The sequence below is a fragment of the Actinomycetospora sp. ABD4_176 genome (assembly GCF_056311855.1).
This window is the reverse complement of sequence record NZ_CM149974.1, coordinates 3,454,257-3,468,688: the sequence shown is the minus strand read 5'-3', so window position 1 is coordinate 3,468,688 and position 14,432 is coordinate 3,454,257. Positions and strand designations below refer to the sequence as shown.

General features: G+C 75.0%; 10 protein-coding genes. 6 read left to right on the top strand and 4 right to left on the bottom strand.

The window, feature by feature from the left end:
• The first annotated feature begins 205 nt into the window (after positions 1-205).
• Complete coding sequence (locus tag ACYX4T_RS16800; RefSeq protein WP_476010438.1) at positions 206-1,420, top strand: heparan-alpha-glucosaminide N-acetyltransferase domain-containing protein; 1,215 nt, start codon at positions 206-208, stop codon at positions 1,418-1,420.
• Entirely contained in the window at positions 1,417-2,844 is a 1,428-nt protein-coding gene (locus ACYX4T_RS16795) for a M1 family aminopeptidase (RefSeq protein WP_476010437.1), read from the top strand. Before ACYX4T_RS16800 ends, ACYX4T_RS16795 begins: the two co-directional genes overlap by 4 nt.
• Positions 2,845-2,880: 36 nt before the next feature.
• Here ACYX4T_RS16795 and ACYX4T_RS16790 read toward each other — a convergent pair whose 3' ends face one another.
• Positions 2,881-5,217: a transketolase-like TK C-terminal-containing protein gene (locus ACYX4T_RS16790; RefSeq protein ID WP_476010436.1), complete on the bottom strand. Its 2,337-nt coding sequence runs from the start codon at positions 5,215-5,217 to the stop codon at positions 2,881-2,883.
• A 152-nt stretch (positions 5,218-5,369) separates the two neighbouring features.
• Between ACYX4T_RS16790 and ACYX4T_RS16785 the strand changes: the two genes are divergently transcribed.
• Positions 5,370-5,840 (top strand): Lrp/AsnC family transcriptional regulator, encoded by a 471-nt coding sequence (locus ACYX4T_RS16785; protein WP_476010435.1) that lies wholly within the window; start codon positions 5,370-5,372, stop codon positions 5,838-5,840.
• Positions 5,841-5,885: 45 nt separating this feature from the next.
• On the opposite strand, the gene ACYX4T_RS16780 is transcribed toward ACYX4T_RS16785, so the two are convergent.
• From ACYX4T_RS16780 to ACYX4T_RS16770, 3 genes are read right to left on the bottom strand one after another with little or no spacing between them, the layout of a single operon-like run.
• Entirely contained in the window at positions 5,886-7,358 is a 1,473-nt protein-coding gene (locus ACYX4T_RS16780) for an aldehyde dehydrogenase (RefSeq protein ID WP_476010434.1), read from the bottom strand.
• Between the two features lie 25 nt (positions 7,359-7,383).
• On the bottom strand, positions 7,384-8,271 hold the full coding sequence (locus tag ACYX4T_RS16775) for a hydroxymethylglutaryl-CoA lyase (protein WP_476010433.1): 888 nt from the start codon (positions 8,269-8,271) through the stop codon (positions 7,384-7,386).
• 16 nt (positions 8,272-8,287) lie between these two features.
• Positions 8,288-9,349, bottom strand: coding sequence for a hypothetical protein (locus tag ACYX4T_RS16770; RefSeq protein WP_476010432.1), 1,062 nt, complete (start codon positions 9,347-9,349; stop codon positions 8,288-8,290).
• A 213-nt stretch (positions 9,350-9,562) separates the two neighbouring features.
• Between ACYX4T_RS16770 and ACYX4T_RS16765 the strand changes: the two genes are divergently transcribed.
• The 3 genes from ACYX4T_RS16765 to ACYX4T_RS16755 all read left to right on the top strand — a co-directional run bounded on the left by ACYX4T_RS16765 (position 9,563) and on the right by ACYX4T_RS16755 (position 14,396).
• Complete coding sequence (locus ACYX4T_RS16765) at positions 9,563-10,741, top strand: lysylphosphatidylglycerol synthase transmembrane domain-containing protein (protein WP_476010431.1); 1,179 nt, start codon at positions 9,563-9,565, stop codon at positions 10,739-10,741.
• Between the two features lie 227 nt (positions 10,742-10,968).
• Complete coding sequence (locus ACYX4T_RS16760) at positions 10,969-12,321, top strand: hypothetical protein (protein ID WP_476010430.1); 1,353 nt, start codon at positions 10,969-10,971, stop codon at positions 12,319-12,321.
• Between the two features lie 161 nt (positions 12,322-12,482).
• The gene (locus ACYX4T_RS16755) at positions 12,483-14,396 is read left to right on the top strand and encodes a dynamin family protein (RefSeq protein ID WP_476010429.1); all 1,914 of its coding nucleotides are present in this window, start codon (positions 12,483-12,485) and stop codon (positions 14,394-14,396) included.
• The last annotated feature ends 36 nt before the right edge of the window (positions 14,397-14,432 follow it).

Below are 14,432 nucleotides of genomic sequence, written 5' to 3'. Positions count from 1 at the left end.
GCCCCTGCCCCCCGTGCCGGCCCCGCCAGACCTCCCGAGCCCGCGCGTGGGCCCCGAGCGGAACGGCCTGGTGCGTCTCGACGTCCTCGCCGCCCCGTCCCACGCCCCGGAACGGGCATCGAGGCCGGAGCCGGCGCCGGAGTCGGCGCCGGAGCCGGAGCCGGAGCCGGCGTCGCCACGCGACGCGCGGGGAGCAGCAGCCGCGGTGGCCGCTCCCGGTCCCGACCGCGAGGACGCCCGCCCGCCCGCGCGGAGCACCGGGCTCGACGCCGCCCGCGGCGTCGCGCTCGTGGGCATGGTCGCCGTCCATTCGCTGGTCGTGGTCGACGCCGCCGGCAGCCCCACGCTCGTCGGCCAGATCTTCCAGGGTCGCTCGGCGGCGCTGTTCGCTGTGCTGGCCGGTGTCGGGATCGCCGTCCTCACCGGCCGGAGCCGCGTCCGCGCGGCCGACGGGGCGGGCGCCGCCGCCTCGCTGATCACCCGCGCGCTGCTGCTCGGCGTGCTCGGCCTGGCCCTCGGCGGCGTCGACGCCGAGGTCGCCGCGGTGATCCTGCCGTACTACTCCCTGCTGTTCGTCCTGGCCGTGCCCCTGGTGTTCCTGGACCGCTGGTCGCTCCTGGCGCTCGGGGTGGTGGGGATGGTCGCCGTGCCGGTCGCGAGCCACGTCCTGCGCGGGTACCTGCCGCCGGCGGACCTGGACAACGTCACCCTGGGCGCGTTCGTCGCGGACCCGGCCGCGGTGCTCCTCGAGCTCGGCCTCACCGGGTACTACCCCGCGCTGTCGTGGCTGCCCTACCTCTGCGTCGGGATGGCGGTCGGGCGGATGCGACTGTCGTCGGTGCGGGTCGCGGGCGTCCTGCTCGTCGGCGGTGCGGTCGCGGCGGTCGCGGCGAAGCTCGGCTCGTGGCTGGCCCTCCAGCGCTTCGGCGGGCTCGCCGCGCTGCAGGCGGACGCCTCCGCGAACGGCATCCCGCCCGCGCTGCTGCAGGAGTACCTCACGGTCGGTCCGGCCGGGACGACACCGCCCACCTCCTGGTGGTGGCTGACCGTCGCCACGCCGCACTCCTCGACCCCGCCCGACCTCGTCCACACGACGGGCGTGGCGCTGGCGGTGCTCGGGCTCATGCTGCTGCTCGACCACGTCGCCCGGCCCGGGGCGCGCGTCGCGGCCGGTGCGCTGCGGGCCCCGCTGGCCGCCCTCGGCGGCCTGACCCTCACCCTCTACACGGTGCACATCCTGTTCATCGGCTCGGACTTCGACACCTTCGCGCCGGTACCGGGCTATGTCGTCCAGGCGGTCGTCGCGGTCCTGTTCGCCCTCGGCTGGCGGGCGACGGCCGGACGTGGACCCCTCGAGTCGGTCGTATCCGTGCTCTCCCGGGGTGCGGCCCGCGCCGTCACGCGCCGGCCGGCCCGGTGAGCGCGGGACGCGCCCGGCCCGTCACCGCGCTGGTGGCCCTGCTGGCGACCCTGGTCCTGCTCGGTCTCGCCGCGTGCAGCGACGCACCGGGAGGGCCGTCGCGGGCCGACGCGGCGCCCTCGGACCAGCGTCCGGTGGTCGACCTCGCGTTCGACGTCCCTCCCGACATGGGGCTCGTCACCGGTCGGGAGACCGTCGCGTTCACCCCGGACCTGCCCGTGTGTGAGCTGGTGTTCCGGAGCTGGCCCAATGCGCCGTCCCCTGCCCGGGAGGGCAACGCCCTCACGGTCACCAGCGCCGCCGTGGACGGTCGGCCGGTGGCGCCCGTGGTGCTGCCGGCCGGGGCGGCCGAGGGCGCGCCGGGCACGCTGGTCGAGCTCCCGCTGCCGGCCTGCATCGCGCCCGGGACGACCGTCCGGGCCGAGCTCACCTTCGCCCTGCGCCTCGGCGAGGACGCGGACGAGCGCCTCGGGACCTCGCCCTCCACCCGCACGGCGTGGTGGGGCAGCGGCTTCCCGCTGCTCGCGTGGGTCCGGGGCGAGGGCTGGGCGCGGGAGGACGCGGTCTCCATCGCCGGGGAGACCGCGACCAGCGAGGACTTCCGTCTGGCCTCGCTGCGGGTCACGACACCCAACGGGATGGAGGTCGCCGGCACCGGGCAGCCCGCGGGCACGGAGGCCGGGCCGCGGCCGGGCACGACCACCCACCGCTTCACCGCGGAGGCCGTGCGCGACGTCGCGGTCGCCGCCGGCCGCTACCGGGTGCTCGAGCGCGACCTCGGCGGGACCCGGCTGCACCTCTACACCCCGGTCGACGGGACCCGCGTCCCGCCCGAGCAGTGGGCGGACGTCGTCGGGACCGCGGTCGACCGCCTCGTCGAGCAGTTCGGACCGTTCCCCTACCCGGACCTGTGGGTGGCCGTGGCGCCGTCGCAGTCGTCCGGGATCGAGTTCCCGACCGCGCTGCAGTTCGGGGACACCCGCGAGGACGATCTCCCCGCCCTGGCCACCCACGAGCTGGCGCACCAGTGGTTCTACGGGCTGGTCGGCAACAACCAGGCCCGCGACCCCTGGATCGACGAGGCGTTCGCGACCTACGCCGAAGAGCTGGTCGCCGGCGAGGGCGAGGGGCCCGATCCCGACGACGTCCCGGCCCGCGTCGAGGGCGACCTCGGCGAGAGCATGGGCTACTGGGGCGAGCGCAGCTTCGGCGCCTACTACCGCGGCGTCTACCAGCAGGGCGCGGCCGCGCTGCTCGCGGCACGCGAGGACGCCGGGCCGGAGCGGTTCGATGCGGCCGTGCGGGACTACCTCGCCGCGAACGCCCACGAGGTGGTGTCGCCGGCCGAGGTGGAGGCGGCCTTCCGGGACGTCCCGGAGGTGATCGACCGGCTCCGGGAGGCCGGCGCGCTCCCGCCGCCGTGAGCCGCCCCGGGCCGCTCCCGGGCCGCTCCCGGGCGGTCAGGTCAGCGCGGCGGCGACGATCGCGTCGGTGTCGAGGCGGTGGTGGGTCCAGGACGCGGCGAGGTCCGACGACCGCCCGAAGTCGGTGACGCCCAGGTGCGCCGCCCGCACCCGGTGGATGCCGGCCAGGAACGCCAGCGTGTGCGGGTGGCCGTCGAGCACCGTCACGAGCTTCGCCGCACGCTCGGCGGGGAAGGCGGCGTCGAGGACCCAGCTCGGCGCGTCCTCGGTCGGCCCGGTCGCCGCGGTGCGGGCGCGCAGGGCGCGGAAGACCCGGTCCGGGCTGGTCACGACGACGACGTCGGCGCCGACGCCCTGGTCGCCGAGGCGGTCGGCGGCCGCGAGCGCCTGACCGACCAGCGGGCCCATCGCCGCGATCGTCACCTGCGGGGTGCCCGGCGCGCGGCGCAGCAGGTAGGCGCCGGCGGTGACCTCGCGGCGTCGCTGCGCGCGGGCGGCGGGATCGCTCGGGACGTCGGCGAGGCTCTGGTCGACGGGCACGGTCGACAGGCGCAGGTAGGTCGACGACCCGCCGGGCCGGCCGAGGCGCGCCAGCCCGTCGAGCAGGCACCAGCCCACCTCGACCCCGAACGCCGGTTCGAACGCCACGCAGCCGGGCTGCTCGAGGCCGATCGACGGCGTGGTGATCGACTGGTGCGCGCCGCCCTCGGGCGCCAGCGACACCCCGGAGGGCGTGCCGACGAGGATCGACTGCCCGCCCGCGTACATCCCGAACGCCCACGGCTCGAGGGCGCGCGAGACGAACGGGTCGTAGAGCACCCCGATCGGCAGCAGCGGCTCGCCCCACCGCGACCATGTCGCCCCGAGCTCGCCGAGCAGCCCGACGAGGTTGGTCTCGGCGATCCCGAGCTCGATGTGCTGTCCGCTGGGCAGCTCGTGCCAGTGCAGGATCGTCTCGGCGTCGTCGGCGAACCAGTCGCGGCGCTCGTGCGGCGACCACGACCCGACCTTGTTCAGCCAGCCGCCGAGGTTCGTCGACGACGTGACGTCCGGGCTGACCGTCACCACCCGGCGGGCGGCCTCGGGCGCCGAGCGCGTCAGGTCCAGCAGCGCCCGGCCGAGCGCCTGCTGGGTGTGGCCGGTGCCGGTGGGCGTGCGGTCGAGGTCGGCGGGGACCTCCGGTGGTGCGGCCGGGGTGGCCGGGCGGCGCCGGAGGCGTTCGGCGACGGTGCGGCACAGGTCGGCGGCGGGACCGTCGGGCAGCGGCGCCCAGGGGTCGTCGAGGTCGGTGCCCAGCCCCGTCGCGAGCGCCCGCATCTGGGTCTCGGTGAGCAGGCTCGAGTGGTTCTGCGGGTGCCCCTGCGTGGCGAGGCCGTAGCCCTTCACGGTGTAGGCGAAGATCACCGTCGGGCGGGCGTCGTCGATGGCGTCGTAGGCGTCGGCGAGCGCGCCGAGGTCGTGGCCGCCGAGGTTGCGGATGGCCGCGTGCACCGCCCCGTCGTCGACCTCCCGCAGCAGGCCCGAGATCGCCTCGGCGTCCGGCCCGTCGCCGGGGAGGCGCTCGCGCAGCTGCAGCGGGGTGCAGCGCAGCAGCCGCTGGTACTCGGGGTTGGTCATCTCGTCGATGCGCCGGCGCAGGGCCTCCCCGCCCGGCTTCGCGTACAGCTCGGCGAGCAGCCGCCCGTACTTGACGGTGATGACCTGCCACCCCGCCGCGGAGAACAGGCCGTGCAGCCGCGTCGCGGAGATGTCGGGGACGACGCGGTCGAGCGACTGGCGGTTGAAGTCGACGATCCAGCAGATCTCGCCGAGCTCGCGGACCATCGGGTCGAGCACGGCCTCCCACACCGCGCCCTCGTCGAGCTCGGCGTCCCCCACCAGCGAGAACTGCCGGCCCGTGCCCGCGGTGTGCGAGATGCCGTCGACGTAGCGGCGCGCGATCGTCCCCCAGATCGGGGCGGTCGCGCCGATGCCGACCGAGCCGGTGGAGTAGTCGACGGGGTCGGGGTCCTTGGAGCGCGAGGGGTAGGACTGCAGCCCGCCGGCCTCGCGCAGCGTCGTCAGGTACGACGCGTCGAGCTCGCCGAGCAGGTGGTTGATCGCGTGCAGCACCGGCGACGCGTGGGGCTTGACCGACACCCGGTCGTCGGGGCGCAGCGTGTGGAACCACAGCGCGGTCATGATCGAGACGATCGACGCGGACGACGCCTGGTGCCCGCCGACCTTGAGCCCGCTCGGGTTCGGCCGCACGCGGTTGGCGTGGTCGACGATCGCCGTCGACAGCCACAGCACCCGGTCCTCCACGGCCTGCAGCGCCTCGCGCTCTCCCCCGGGGTCCGCGGTCGGGGCGGGGGCGGGACGCGTGGATGTCATCGATGGCCTCCGGGGTCCACTGCCGTGTCCACTGCCGTGTCCACTTCGGTGCGGAAAGGGTTCGTCATGGCGTCGAACTGCGCAAGCGGGCCGGGCGATGTTGAGCGCTATGGTCAGCGCGACGCCGTCGCGACCCCGCGGGAGTGAGCAGGATGGAACCCGTCGACGCCCTCGACGCGCGGCTGCTGCAGGCGCTCGCGGCCGAGCCGCGCGCCACGGTCGTCGCGCTCGCCGAACGTCTCGGGCTCGCCCGCAACACCGTCCAGGCCCGCCTGGCGCGCCTCGAGGACCGCGGGGTGCTCGGCGACTTCGGGCGCCGCATCGAGCCGGCCGCCCTCGGCCACCCGCTGCGCGCCTACGTCACCACGCGCGTCGACCAGCGCCGGCTCTCCGAGGTGACGGCGGCGCTCGCGCGCATCCCCGAGGTCGTCGAGGTCGTCGGCCTCGCGGGCGACGACGACCTGCTCGTCCAGGTGGTCGCCCGCGACGCCGACGCGCTCTACACGGTCGCGGGCAGCCTGCTCGCCGTCCCCGGCGTCGAGCGGACCTCCACCGCGCTCGTCATGCGCCAGCTCGTGCCCTTCCGCCTCGACCCCCTCCTGGAGCGCCGCGCCAGTACGTGAGCACTTTCCGGGCCTATAGGCCCGGAAAGTGCTCACATAGGACGGTCAGCCCAGCGTGAACGGGTCGCGGGTGCCGCCGGTGAGCTCGACCCAGACCGCCTTGGTCTCGAGGTAGGCGTCGATGGCGTGGGTGCCGTTCTCGCGCCCGACGCCGGAGTCCTTGAAGCCGCCGAAGGGCACGCTCGGGGCGACGACGCGGTAGGCGTTGATCCACACCGTGCCGGCCCTGATCCGCGCCGCGACGCGGTGGGCGCGGTGCACGTCCTTGGTCCACACCGCCCCGGCGAGGCCGTAGGGCGTGTCGTTGGCCAGCTTGATCGCCTCGTCCTCGTCGGTGAACGTGGTGGCGGCGAGCACCGGCCCGAAGACCTCCTCGCGGAAGACGGTGTCGGTGGGCTTCACCGAGAGCACCGTGGGCTGGACGAAGTAGCCGCCCAGCGACTCCTCGCTCGACCCGCCGTAGGCGATCGTCGCGCCCTGTTCGCGCGCCGTGGACAGGTACCCGACGACCTTCTCGTACTGCATCCGGTTCGCGACCGGGCCCATCTCGGTGTCCGCGCCGAACGGGTCGCCGAGCTTGATCTGCGAGGCGCGCTCGGCCACCAGCCGCACCAGCTCGTCGTGGACGTCGGCGTGCACGATCAGCCGTGAGCCCGCCATGCACGTCTGCCCGGTCGCGGCGAACACCCCCGCGACCAGCCCGTTCGCGGCGGCCTGCAGGTCGGCGTCGGGGAACACGACCTGCGGCGACTTCCCGCCCAGCTCCAGCGTCGCGGGGTGCAGCTTCTCGGCGGCCGCGGCGGCGACCTTGCGCCCGGTCGCGGTCGAGCCGGTGAACGCCACCTTGTCGACGTCCGGGTGCGCGGCCAGGTGCGCGCCGACCTCGCCGGAGTCCGCGGTGACGACGTTGATCACGCCGTCGGGGATGCCGGCCTGCGCGATCAGCTCGGCGAACCCGAGCGTCGAGCCCGGCGCGTGCTCCGAGGGCTTGACGACCACGGTGCAGCCGGCCGCGAGCGCCGGCGCGACCTTCCAGCTCATCAGCAGCAGCGGCGAGTTCCAGGGCGTGATCGCCGCGACGACCCCGACCGGCTCGCGGCGGGTGTAGACGAGGTAGTTCGGGTTCGGCGAGGGGATCTGCGCGCCCTCGATCTTGTCCGCGAGCCCCGCGTAGTAGTGGTACCAGCCGCCCAGGCCCTGCAGCTGCCCGAGCATCTCGCGGTAGAGCTTGCCGGAGTCGTTGACCTCGAGGCGGGCGAGGCGCTCGGCGTTCTCGGTGATGAGGTCGGCGAGGCGGCGCAGGCGCGCGGCGCGGGCGAAGCCCGTCATCTGCCCCCACTCGCCGTCCAGCGCGGCGCGGGCCGCGGCCACGGCCGCGTCGACGTCCTCGGTCCCGCCGTCGGGGATGAGCGCCCACGGCTGCCCGGTGTACGGGTTCTCCGAGGAGAACGTCCGGCCGGAGATCGCGCCGGTCGGCTTGCCGCCGACCAGCATGGACAGCTGCTCGAGCTCGCTCATCGATCGGTCTCCTTCGGCGTGGAGGTCAGGAGGGGAAGGTGCCCGCGCGCGGCAGCAGGGCGGGGACGCGGTAGCCGAGCTGGTCGGACAGGAAGCCCGCGATCGGGAGCAGCGCGTCGAGGTCGAGGCCGGTGGGGTGGCCCATGCGGTGCAGCAGGTAGACGAGGTCCTCGGTGGCGATGTTGCCGGTGGCCGCCGGGGCGAACGGGCAGCCGCCGATCCCGCCGTTCGACGAGTCCAGCCAGTCCACGCCCCACTCGAGGGCGGCGACGGCGTTGGCGAAGCCGGTGTTGCGGGTGTTGTGGAAGTGCGCCCGCATCAGCGCGTCCGGGGCCACGGCCCGCACCCCGTCGAGCAGGGTGCGCACCTGGGTCGGCACCCCGACGCCGATGGTGTCGGCGATCGCGATCTCCTTCGCTCCCGCCGCGGCGCCCCGGCGGGCCACCTCCACCACGCGGTCCGGGTCCACCTCGCCGTCGAACGGGCAGCCGAACGACGTCGCGATCGTCAGCGACGCGAACAGGTCCCGCGAGGCGGCCTCGGCGAGGATCTCCTCGGCGAGCGCGGTGAGGGCCGCGGTCGTCGAGTTCTGGTTGGCCTTGGCGAACCCGTCGGAGGCGGGCACGACGACGTTGACCTCGTCGACCCCGGCCGCCACCGCCCGGTCGTAGCCGCGGCGGTTGAGCACCAGCCCGATGTAGGACACCCCGTCGGCGCGGGTCAGGCCCTCCATGACGGCCTCGGCGTCGGCCATCGCCGGCACCAGCTTCGGGTGGACGAACGACACCGCCTCGATGCGCCGCACGCCGGCCGCCGTGGCCTGCTCGATCAGCTCGATCTTCGCGCCCGTCTCCAGCAGCGCCCGCTCGTTCTGCAGCCCGTCGCGCGGGCTGACCTCCACGATCCCGACCACGCGCCCGATCCTGCCCCTAGCCGCGGACCGCGGCCACCGTCGCGGCGTGCTCGCGCAGCGTCGCCGCGGGGTCCTCGCCGCGCTGCCGGCCCATGCCGCAGTACTGGGCGACGCCGAAGTCGGCGAGGTGGCGCGAGGCGGTCGCCTGCCGGCGCCGCAGGCCGTCCGCGCCGTCGATCGGCAGCACGATGCCGAGGAAGACCCGGGTGTCGGGGACGTCGAGATCGGCGAGCGGGGCGAAGAACGCGTCGTCCTCGCTGCGCAGGTAGCGGGGCCCGGCGAGGTGGACCCAGTCGAGCGGGCGCCCCGCACGGGCGACGGCGTGGTTCGCCATCCGGACGATGAGGCCCATGTCGCGCGCCTCGAACATCGGCCACTCGGGGAACGTCCCGTAGCAGAGGTGCAGGCCCATGAGGACGTCCTCGGGCACCCGCGGGGCGAGCCGTGACCAGGGCCCGGCGAAGCGCTCCCAGGCGTCCCCCGCCGTCCACCCGAGCACGCCCTCGAGGTCGATCACCTCGTAGGCGAGGTCCCACTGCAGGGCCAGGTCGTCCGCGGGGATCGTCGCGAGCAGCTCGTCGACCGCGCGCGACCACAGGTCCTCGAGCGCCGGGCCGACGATCGCCCAGTTGCGGGCGTCGTCGTCCTTGAACGCGCCGGTGAACACGCTCGACGGGCCGGGCAGGCCGACCTGGAAGCGCAGGTCCGGCGGGATCACCCCGTCGGCCCGCAGCGCCACGAAGCGCTCGTAGGAGGCGAGGGTCTCGCCGACCCGCGGCCACGCGTCGAAGCGCAGGGTCTCGACGCCGTCGGCGACGGTGAGGCGCGCGGTGTCGTAGGCGTGGCGGGCGAGGCCGGTCGGTGACGGCGACGGGGCGATCACCGTGATGTCGGGGTGCGGCTCGAGCAGGGTCGTGCGGTCGTAGCCGACCCAGGCCCCGCGCGCCCCGGACTCCCCGTCGGGCAGGGCCGCGACGCGGTCGGCGAACAGCTCCGCGCCGGCCCGGAAGCCGTCGTCGGGCGAGTCGACCGGGAGACTCCCGACGAGCAGCAGGTCGGCGTCCACGCGGCGGCTCATCGCGGGTGTCCTCCTCGATCGACCGGGGGCACGTCGGGGCGCCGACGTCGTCGGGCAGCATGTCACCGCTGCGGTGCGGGCTCACCCCGTCGACGCGCGGACCGCTCGTCGCCGGGCCCGGACCGGTCGTGCGGTCTCCGTCGGCGCCACGCGTGCCCGCGGGCGTGATCGGTCACCCACCGGTGATCGGGCCGGCAGGAGGACACTGGAGGGGTGAGCGCGACCGTGACCACCGCGTCGACGGGCCTGACCAGCGCCACCCCGCGGACCCGCCGTGTGCTGCGCATCACCACCGGCATCCTCGTGGCGGCCGTCGTCACCACCGGCGTGGTCATCGTCTGGCCGACGGTCCAGGCCGCCGGCGCCGCGCTGCTCGAGGCCGACCCCTGGTGGGTCGTCGTCGCCGTCGCCGCCGAGGCGGGGGCGCTCGTCGCGTTCTCCGTGCTCCACCACCGGCTGCTGGTGGCCGCGTCGGTGCGGGTGTCGCTCGGTGCGGTGACGATGGCGACGCTCGCCGCGAACGCCCTGCACCTGACCGTCCCGGGCGGTGCCGCGCTGTCGACGGCCTACACCTACAAGCGCCGCCGCGCGTGGGGCGCCACGGTGCCCGCGACGACGTGGACGATGGTCGCCGGCGGGGTCGCGGCCTCCCTCGCGCTCGCCGCGATCGCCTTCGGCTCGGCGCTCGTGGTCGGCGGGCGGCCGACCTCGCTGACCTGGCTGGTGCTGCAGATCCTCGGTGTCGCGGCCCTCGGAGCGGGCGTCGTGGTCGTCGCGCGCCGTCCCGGGCTCCTGGTCGCCGCGGGCTCGGGGGGCCTGCGCCTGGTCAACCGCGTGCGCCACCGTCCGCGCGAGACGGGCGTGGCCGAGCTCGCCGACCAGATCGCCGCGCTGCAGCTCATCGAGCTGCGCGGGCGCGGGCGGGTCGTCGTCGGGAGCGCGGCGCTCGCGAACTGGCTGCTCGACATCGCCTGCCTCGCCGCCTGCTGCGCCGCCGTCGGGGCGGAGGGCATGACGCTCGCGCTGGTGCTCGTCGCCTACGCCGCCGCCACCGCGGCCTCGAGCGCGGCGTTCCTGCCCGGCGGGCTCGGTCTCGTCGACGGAGCGCTGCTCGCCGCGCTGGTCGCCGGGGGCGTGCCGTCGCACCCCGCCCTCGCGGCGGTCCTGCTCTACCGCCTCGTCAGCTTCGTCGGGGTCGCCGCCGCGGGGTGGGTCGCGTGGTTCGTCGTCCACGCCAAGGAGACCCCGGCCGCCGTGGCCGGCGACGACGCCGGCGGTGTCGAGGGGGTCGAGGCCCCGGACGACGCGGGTCCCGACGACGCCCGGACCGTCGACGCCCGGACCGTCGACGAGCACGACACCCCGGCGGGGCGCCGGCCCGGCTCGCGCTGACCTCCCGGCCCCGGTGAGTAGCGCCGGCGCCGGGCGACGAGCGCTACTCATGTCCCCCGAGCGCAGCGAGGGTCCCGCGCGGGCCCGACCGAGTAGTCCCCGGGCGGTCGTCGCCGCCTTCGAGTAGTCCGCTGCTCATGACCGGGGGGTACCGGCGCCCGCAGTCTTGTCCCGACCGAGAGAGCGGGCCCGGCACACCGGTCCCCCCGGAACGGAACGAGACCGACATGACCATCCCCGCGAACCCCGCGAACGTCCCCGCCCAGCCCGCGATGCAGCCCGTGATCGCCGACCCGGCGAGCGACCTCGACGACACCACGACGCCGCCCCCCGTCGGCGAGACGCCGCCGGGGGAGACGCCGCCCGAGGAGCCCATCATCGAGGAGCCGACCTCCGAGGAGCCGACCTCCGAGGACGAGTACGGCGTGGGCGAGTACGGCGAGGGCGAGTGGGGCCACCAGCCGCCGGGCGACGAGTACATCAAGGACGACTGCCCGCCCTACGACAGCTGCAGCACCTACATCGAGCAGGGCTGCCTGCCGCGGGACTACAACTGCCCCGCGCACGCCACTTACTGCGGCCCCGACTGCAGCTACCTCTACGACAACCTCGAGCCCTCCGGCCACTACGGCGACCCGTACGAGTACGACCCGGTGTGGAACCCGCACTGCTACCACGAGGTGCACAACCCCTGGGGCTTCCACCCGGTGCAGAACCCGTACTGCTGGCACCCGCACTACAACCCGGACTGCTACCACCCGGTCCACCGCCCCGAGGGCTACAACCCGGACTACTGCCCCGACGCCCCGCGGCCGCCGTACTGCCCGGACCCGGACGAGTGGTACCAGACCCACCCGCACCACCAGCCGGTCCCGCCCCCGGCGGTGACCATGCCGCCGCCCATCGACGAGGACGGGGAGATCTACACCCCGGGCCCGGTGACCCGGACGCCGGCGGAGGACGACGAGGCGCGCGAGCAGGACGAGGCGCGGGAGCAGGACGAGCAGGCGCGGGCGGAGGAGCAGGCGCGGGCGGAGGAGCAGGAGCGCGAGCAGGAGCGGGAGGACGAGCAGGCGCGGGCGGAGGAGCAGGAGCGGGAGCGGGAGGACGAGCAGGCGCGGGAGGCCGAGGACGCTCGGGCGGAGGACGAGGCGATCGACGACCTCACCCCGGTCGCCCGGACGATCGACGAGGAACCCGCGCCGGTGACGGAACCCGGGGGCGGGATCGACGAGGAGCCTTCGGTCAGCGAGATCGAGATCGAGCCGGCAGGCGGCGACCTGGTCTTCCACGGCACAGGCAACGGCGGCAGCAGCGGCTCGTCCACCGAGGAGCCGACCGACGAGTCGTCGAGCGCGGGCGGTGGCTTCGAGGAGGAGCCGCAGGAGGAGCCCGTCCTCGAGACCGTCGGCGGTGGCAGCGGCAGCGGCGGCGGCGGTGACGACCTCGGCTCCGGCGGTGGCTTCGAGTCCGGCGGCGGGGGCTTCGAGTCCGGCGGCGGCGGCTCCGGCGGCTCCGGCGGCGACAGCGGCGGCGACAGCGGTGGCGACAGCGGCGGCTCGGACAGCGTCGACGGCTGATCCCGACCGACCCGCACCGACGGTCCGGCACGGTCCTCGTGACCGTGCCGGGCCGTCCCGCGCGGTCGAGGCCGTGGGCGCGCCGGACATGAGTAGTCGCTGCTCATGACGATCACGCCCGGGTGGCGGAGGCTCGTCCCCGGGCGGGTGAGAGGAGAGGCATGGCGGTCCAGCAGCAGCAGAAGCAGAGCGCCGCTGCGCGCCACGCCGTCGAGAGCATCGACATGGCGATCAAGGGCGCGCAGGCCTACGAGCGCGACGACCTGGTCGCGCGGCTCCGGGGCGCCAAGCAGATCCTCGGCGACTCGTCGATCACGGTGCACGTCGTCGGCGAGTTCAAGCAGGGCAAGAGCTCGCTGATCAACGCGTTGCTGACCGCGCCGATCTGCCCCGTCGACGACGACGTGGCCACCGCCGTGCTGACCGAGGTGCGCTACGCCAAGACCCTCACCGCGAGCGCGGTCTTCGAGCCGACGTCCGGCGCCGCGGGCGCCGGGTGGAACGAGACGATCGCGCCGTCGGACGTCGCGCAGTACGCCTCCGAGGCCGGCAACCCGGGCAACAACCGCGGCCTGCGGCGCGTCACCGTCGGCCTCGACCGGCCGATCCTGTCGAACGGTTTGGTCCTCGTGGACACGCCCGGCGTCGGCGGCATCGGGTCGGTGTCGAACGCGTCGACGATCAGTTCGCTGCCCCGCTCGCACGCGGTGCTCTTCGTCAGCGACTGCAGCCAGGAGCTCACCGAGAGCGAGGTGACGTTCCTGCGCACGGTGAAGGAACTGTGCCCGACGGTCCTGTTCGTCCTGACCAAGACCGACCTCTACCCGCACTCCGACCGCATGCTCGAGCGCGACCGCGAGCACCTGCGGCGGGCCGGGATCGAGATCGAGTCGCTGGCGGTGTCGTCGGAGGTGCGCTCGCTCGCGGCGAGCACGATGAGCAAGGACCTGAACAACGAGTCCGGCTTCCCGACGCTGATCGCCCGCCTCAACGAGATCGTCGCCGGCGGGGAGCGCCTCGCCCTCGACGCCGCGATCACCCACGTGCACTCCGCGGTGGAGCAGATGGAGGCCGTGGCGCGCGCCCGCCTCGCCGCCCTGGCCGACCCGCAGCGCTCGGCGGTGCTCGTCGCCGAGCTGACCCGGGCCAAGGAGCGGGCCGACGCGCTGCGAGAGCGCTCGTCGAAGTGGCAGACGGTGCTGCAGGACGGCTTCGCCGACATCTCCTCCGACACCGATTTCGACCTCCGCCAGCGCACGCGCAAGGTCGTCCATGAGGCCGAGGAGTCGATCGACCAGGGCGACCCGGCGACGAACTGGGAGGAGTTCGAGGCGTGGCTGCGCCAGCGCCTGGCCGGCGAGGCGCTGGAGAACTACGCCCTGTTCGTGACGCGGGCGAAGGAGGTCGCGATCTCCGTCGGGCAGCACTTCGACATGGCGGAGTCGCAGGTGGTGCGGGCGCGGGAGGTCGCCGCCCCGGTCGAGCTGATCGACGGCATGAAGACCGACGCGAGCTTCGCCGAGAAGAAGGCGAAGGGCGCGGGGATGGCCGCCTTCCAGAAGTCCTACGGCGGCTTCCTCATGTTCACGATGCTGACGAGCATGACCGGACTGCCGGTGCCGATGGGGCTCGGGCTCATCCCGGGCCTGCTGCTCGGGCGGATGGGGTGGAAGGAGGAGCAGAAGCGGGCCCTGGAGAAGCGCCGCAGCGAGGCCAAGGCGGCGGTCCGCCGGTTCGTCGACGAGTTCAACATGCACTTCGGCAAGGACTCGCGCGACGCCGTGCGCCACGTGCAGCGCGAGCTGCGCAACGCCTGGTCCCAGCGCGTGGCCGAGCTCCAGCGCTCGGCGACCGAGGCGCTCGCCGCCGCCACGGAGGCGGCGAAGGCCACCGAGACGGACACCGGGGCGCGCAGCCGCGCCGAGACCGACCTGGCCTCCCTGGACGCCCTCAAGGCACGGGTGGAGGACCTCTCCGCCCACCTGGAGCGCACCCGCGCCTCCGGCCTCGCCGCCGCCACCCCGGCCCCGACGCCGGTCGCCGCACCCGCCGCACCTGCCAGGGCCGCCCGGTGAACCGTGACGACCGGCCCCGCCCGCGCCCCTCCGGTA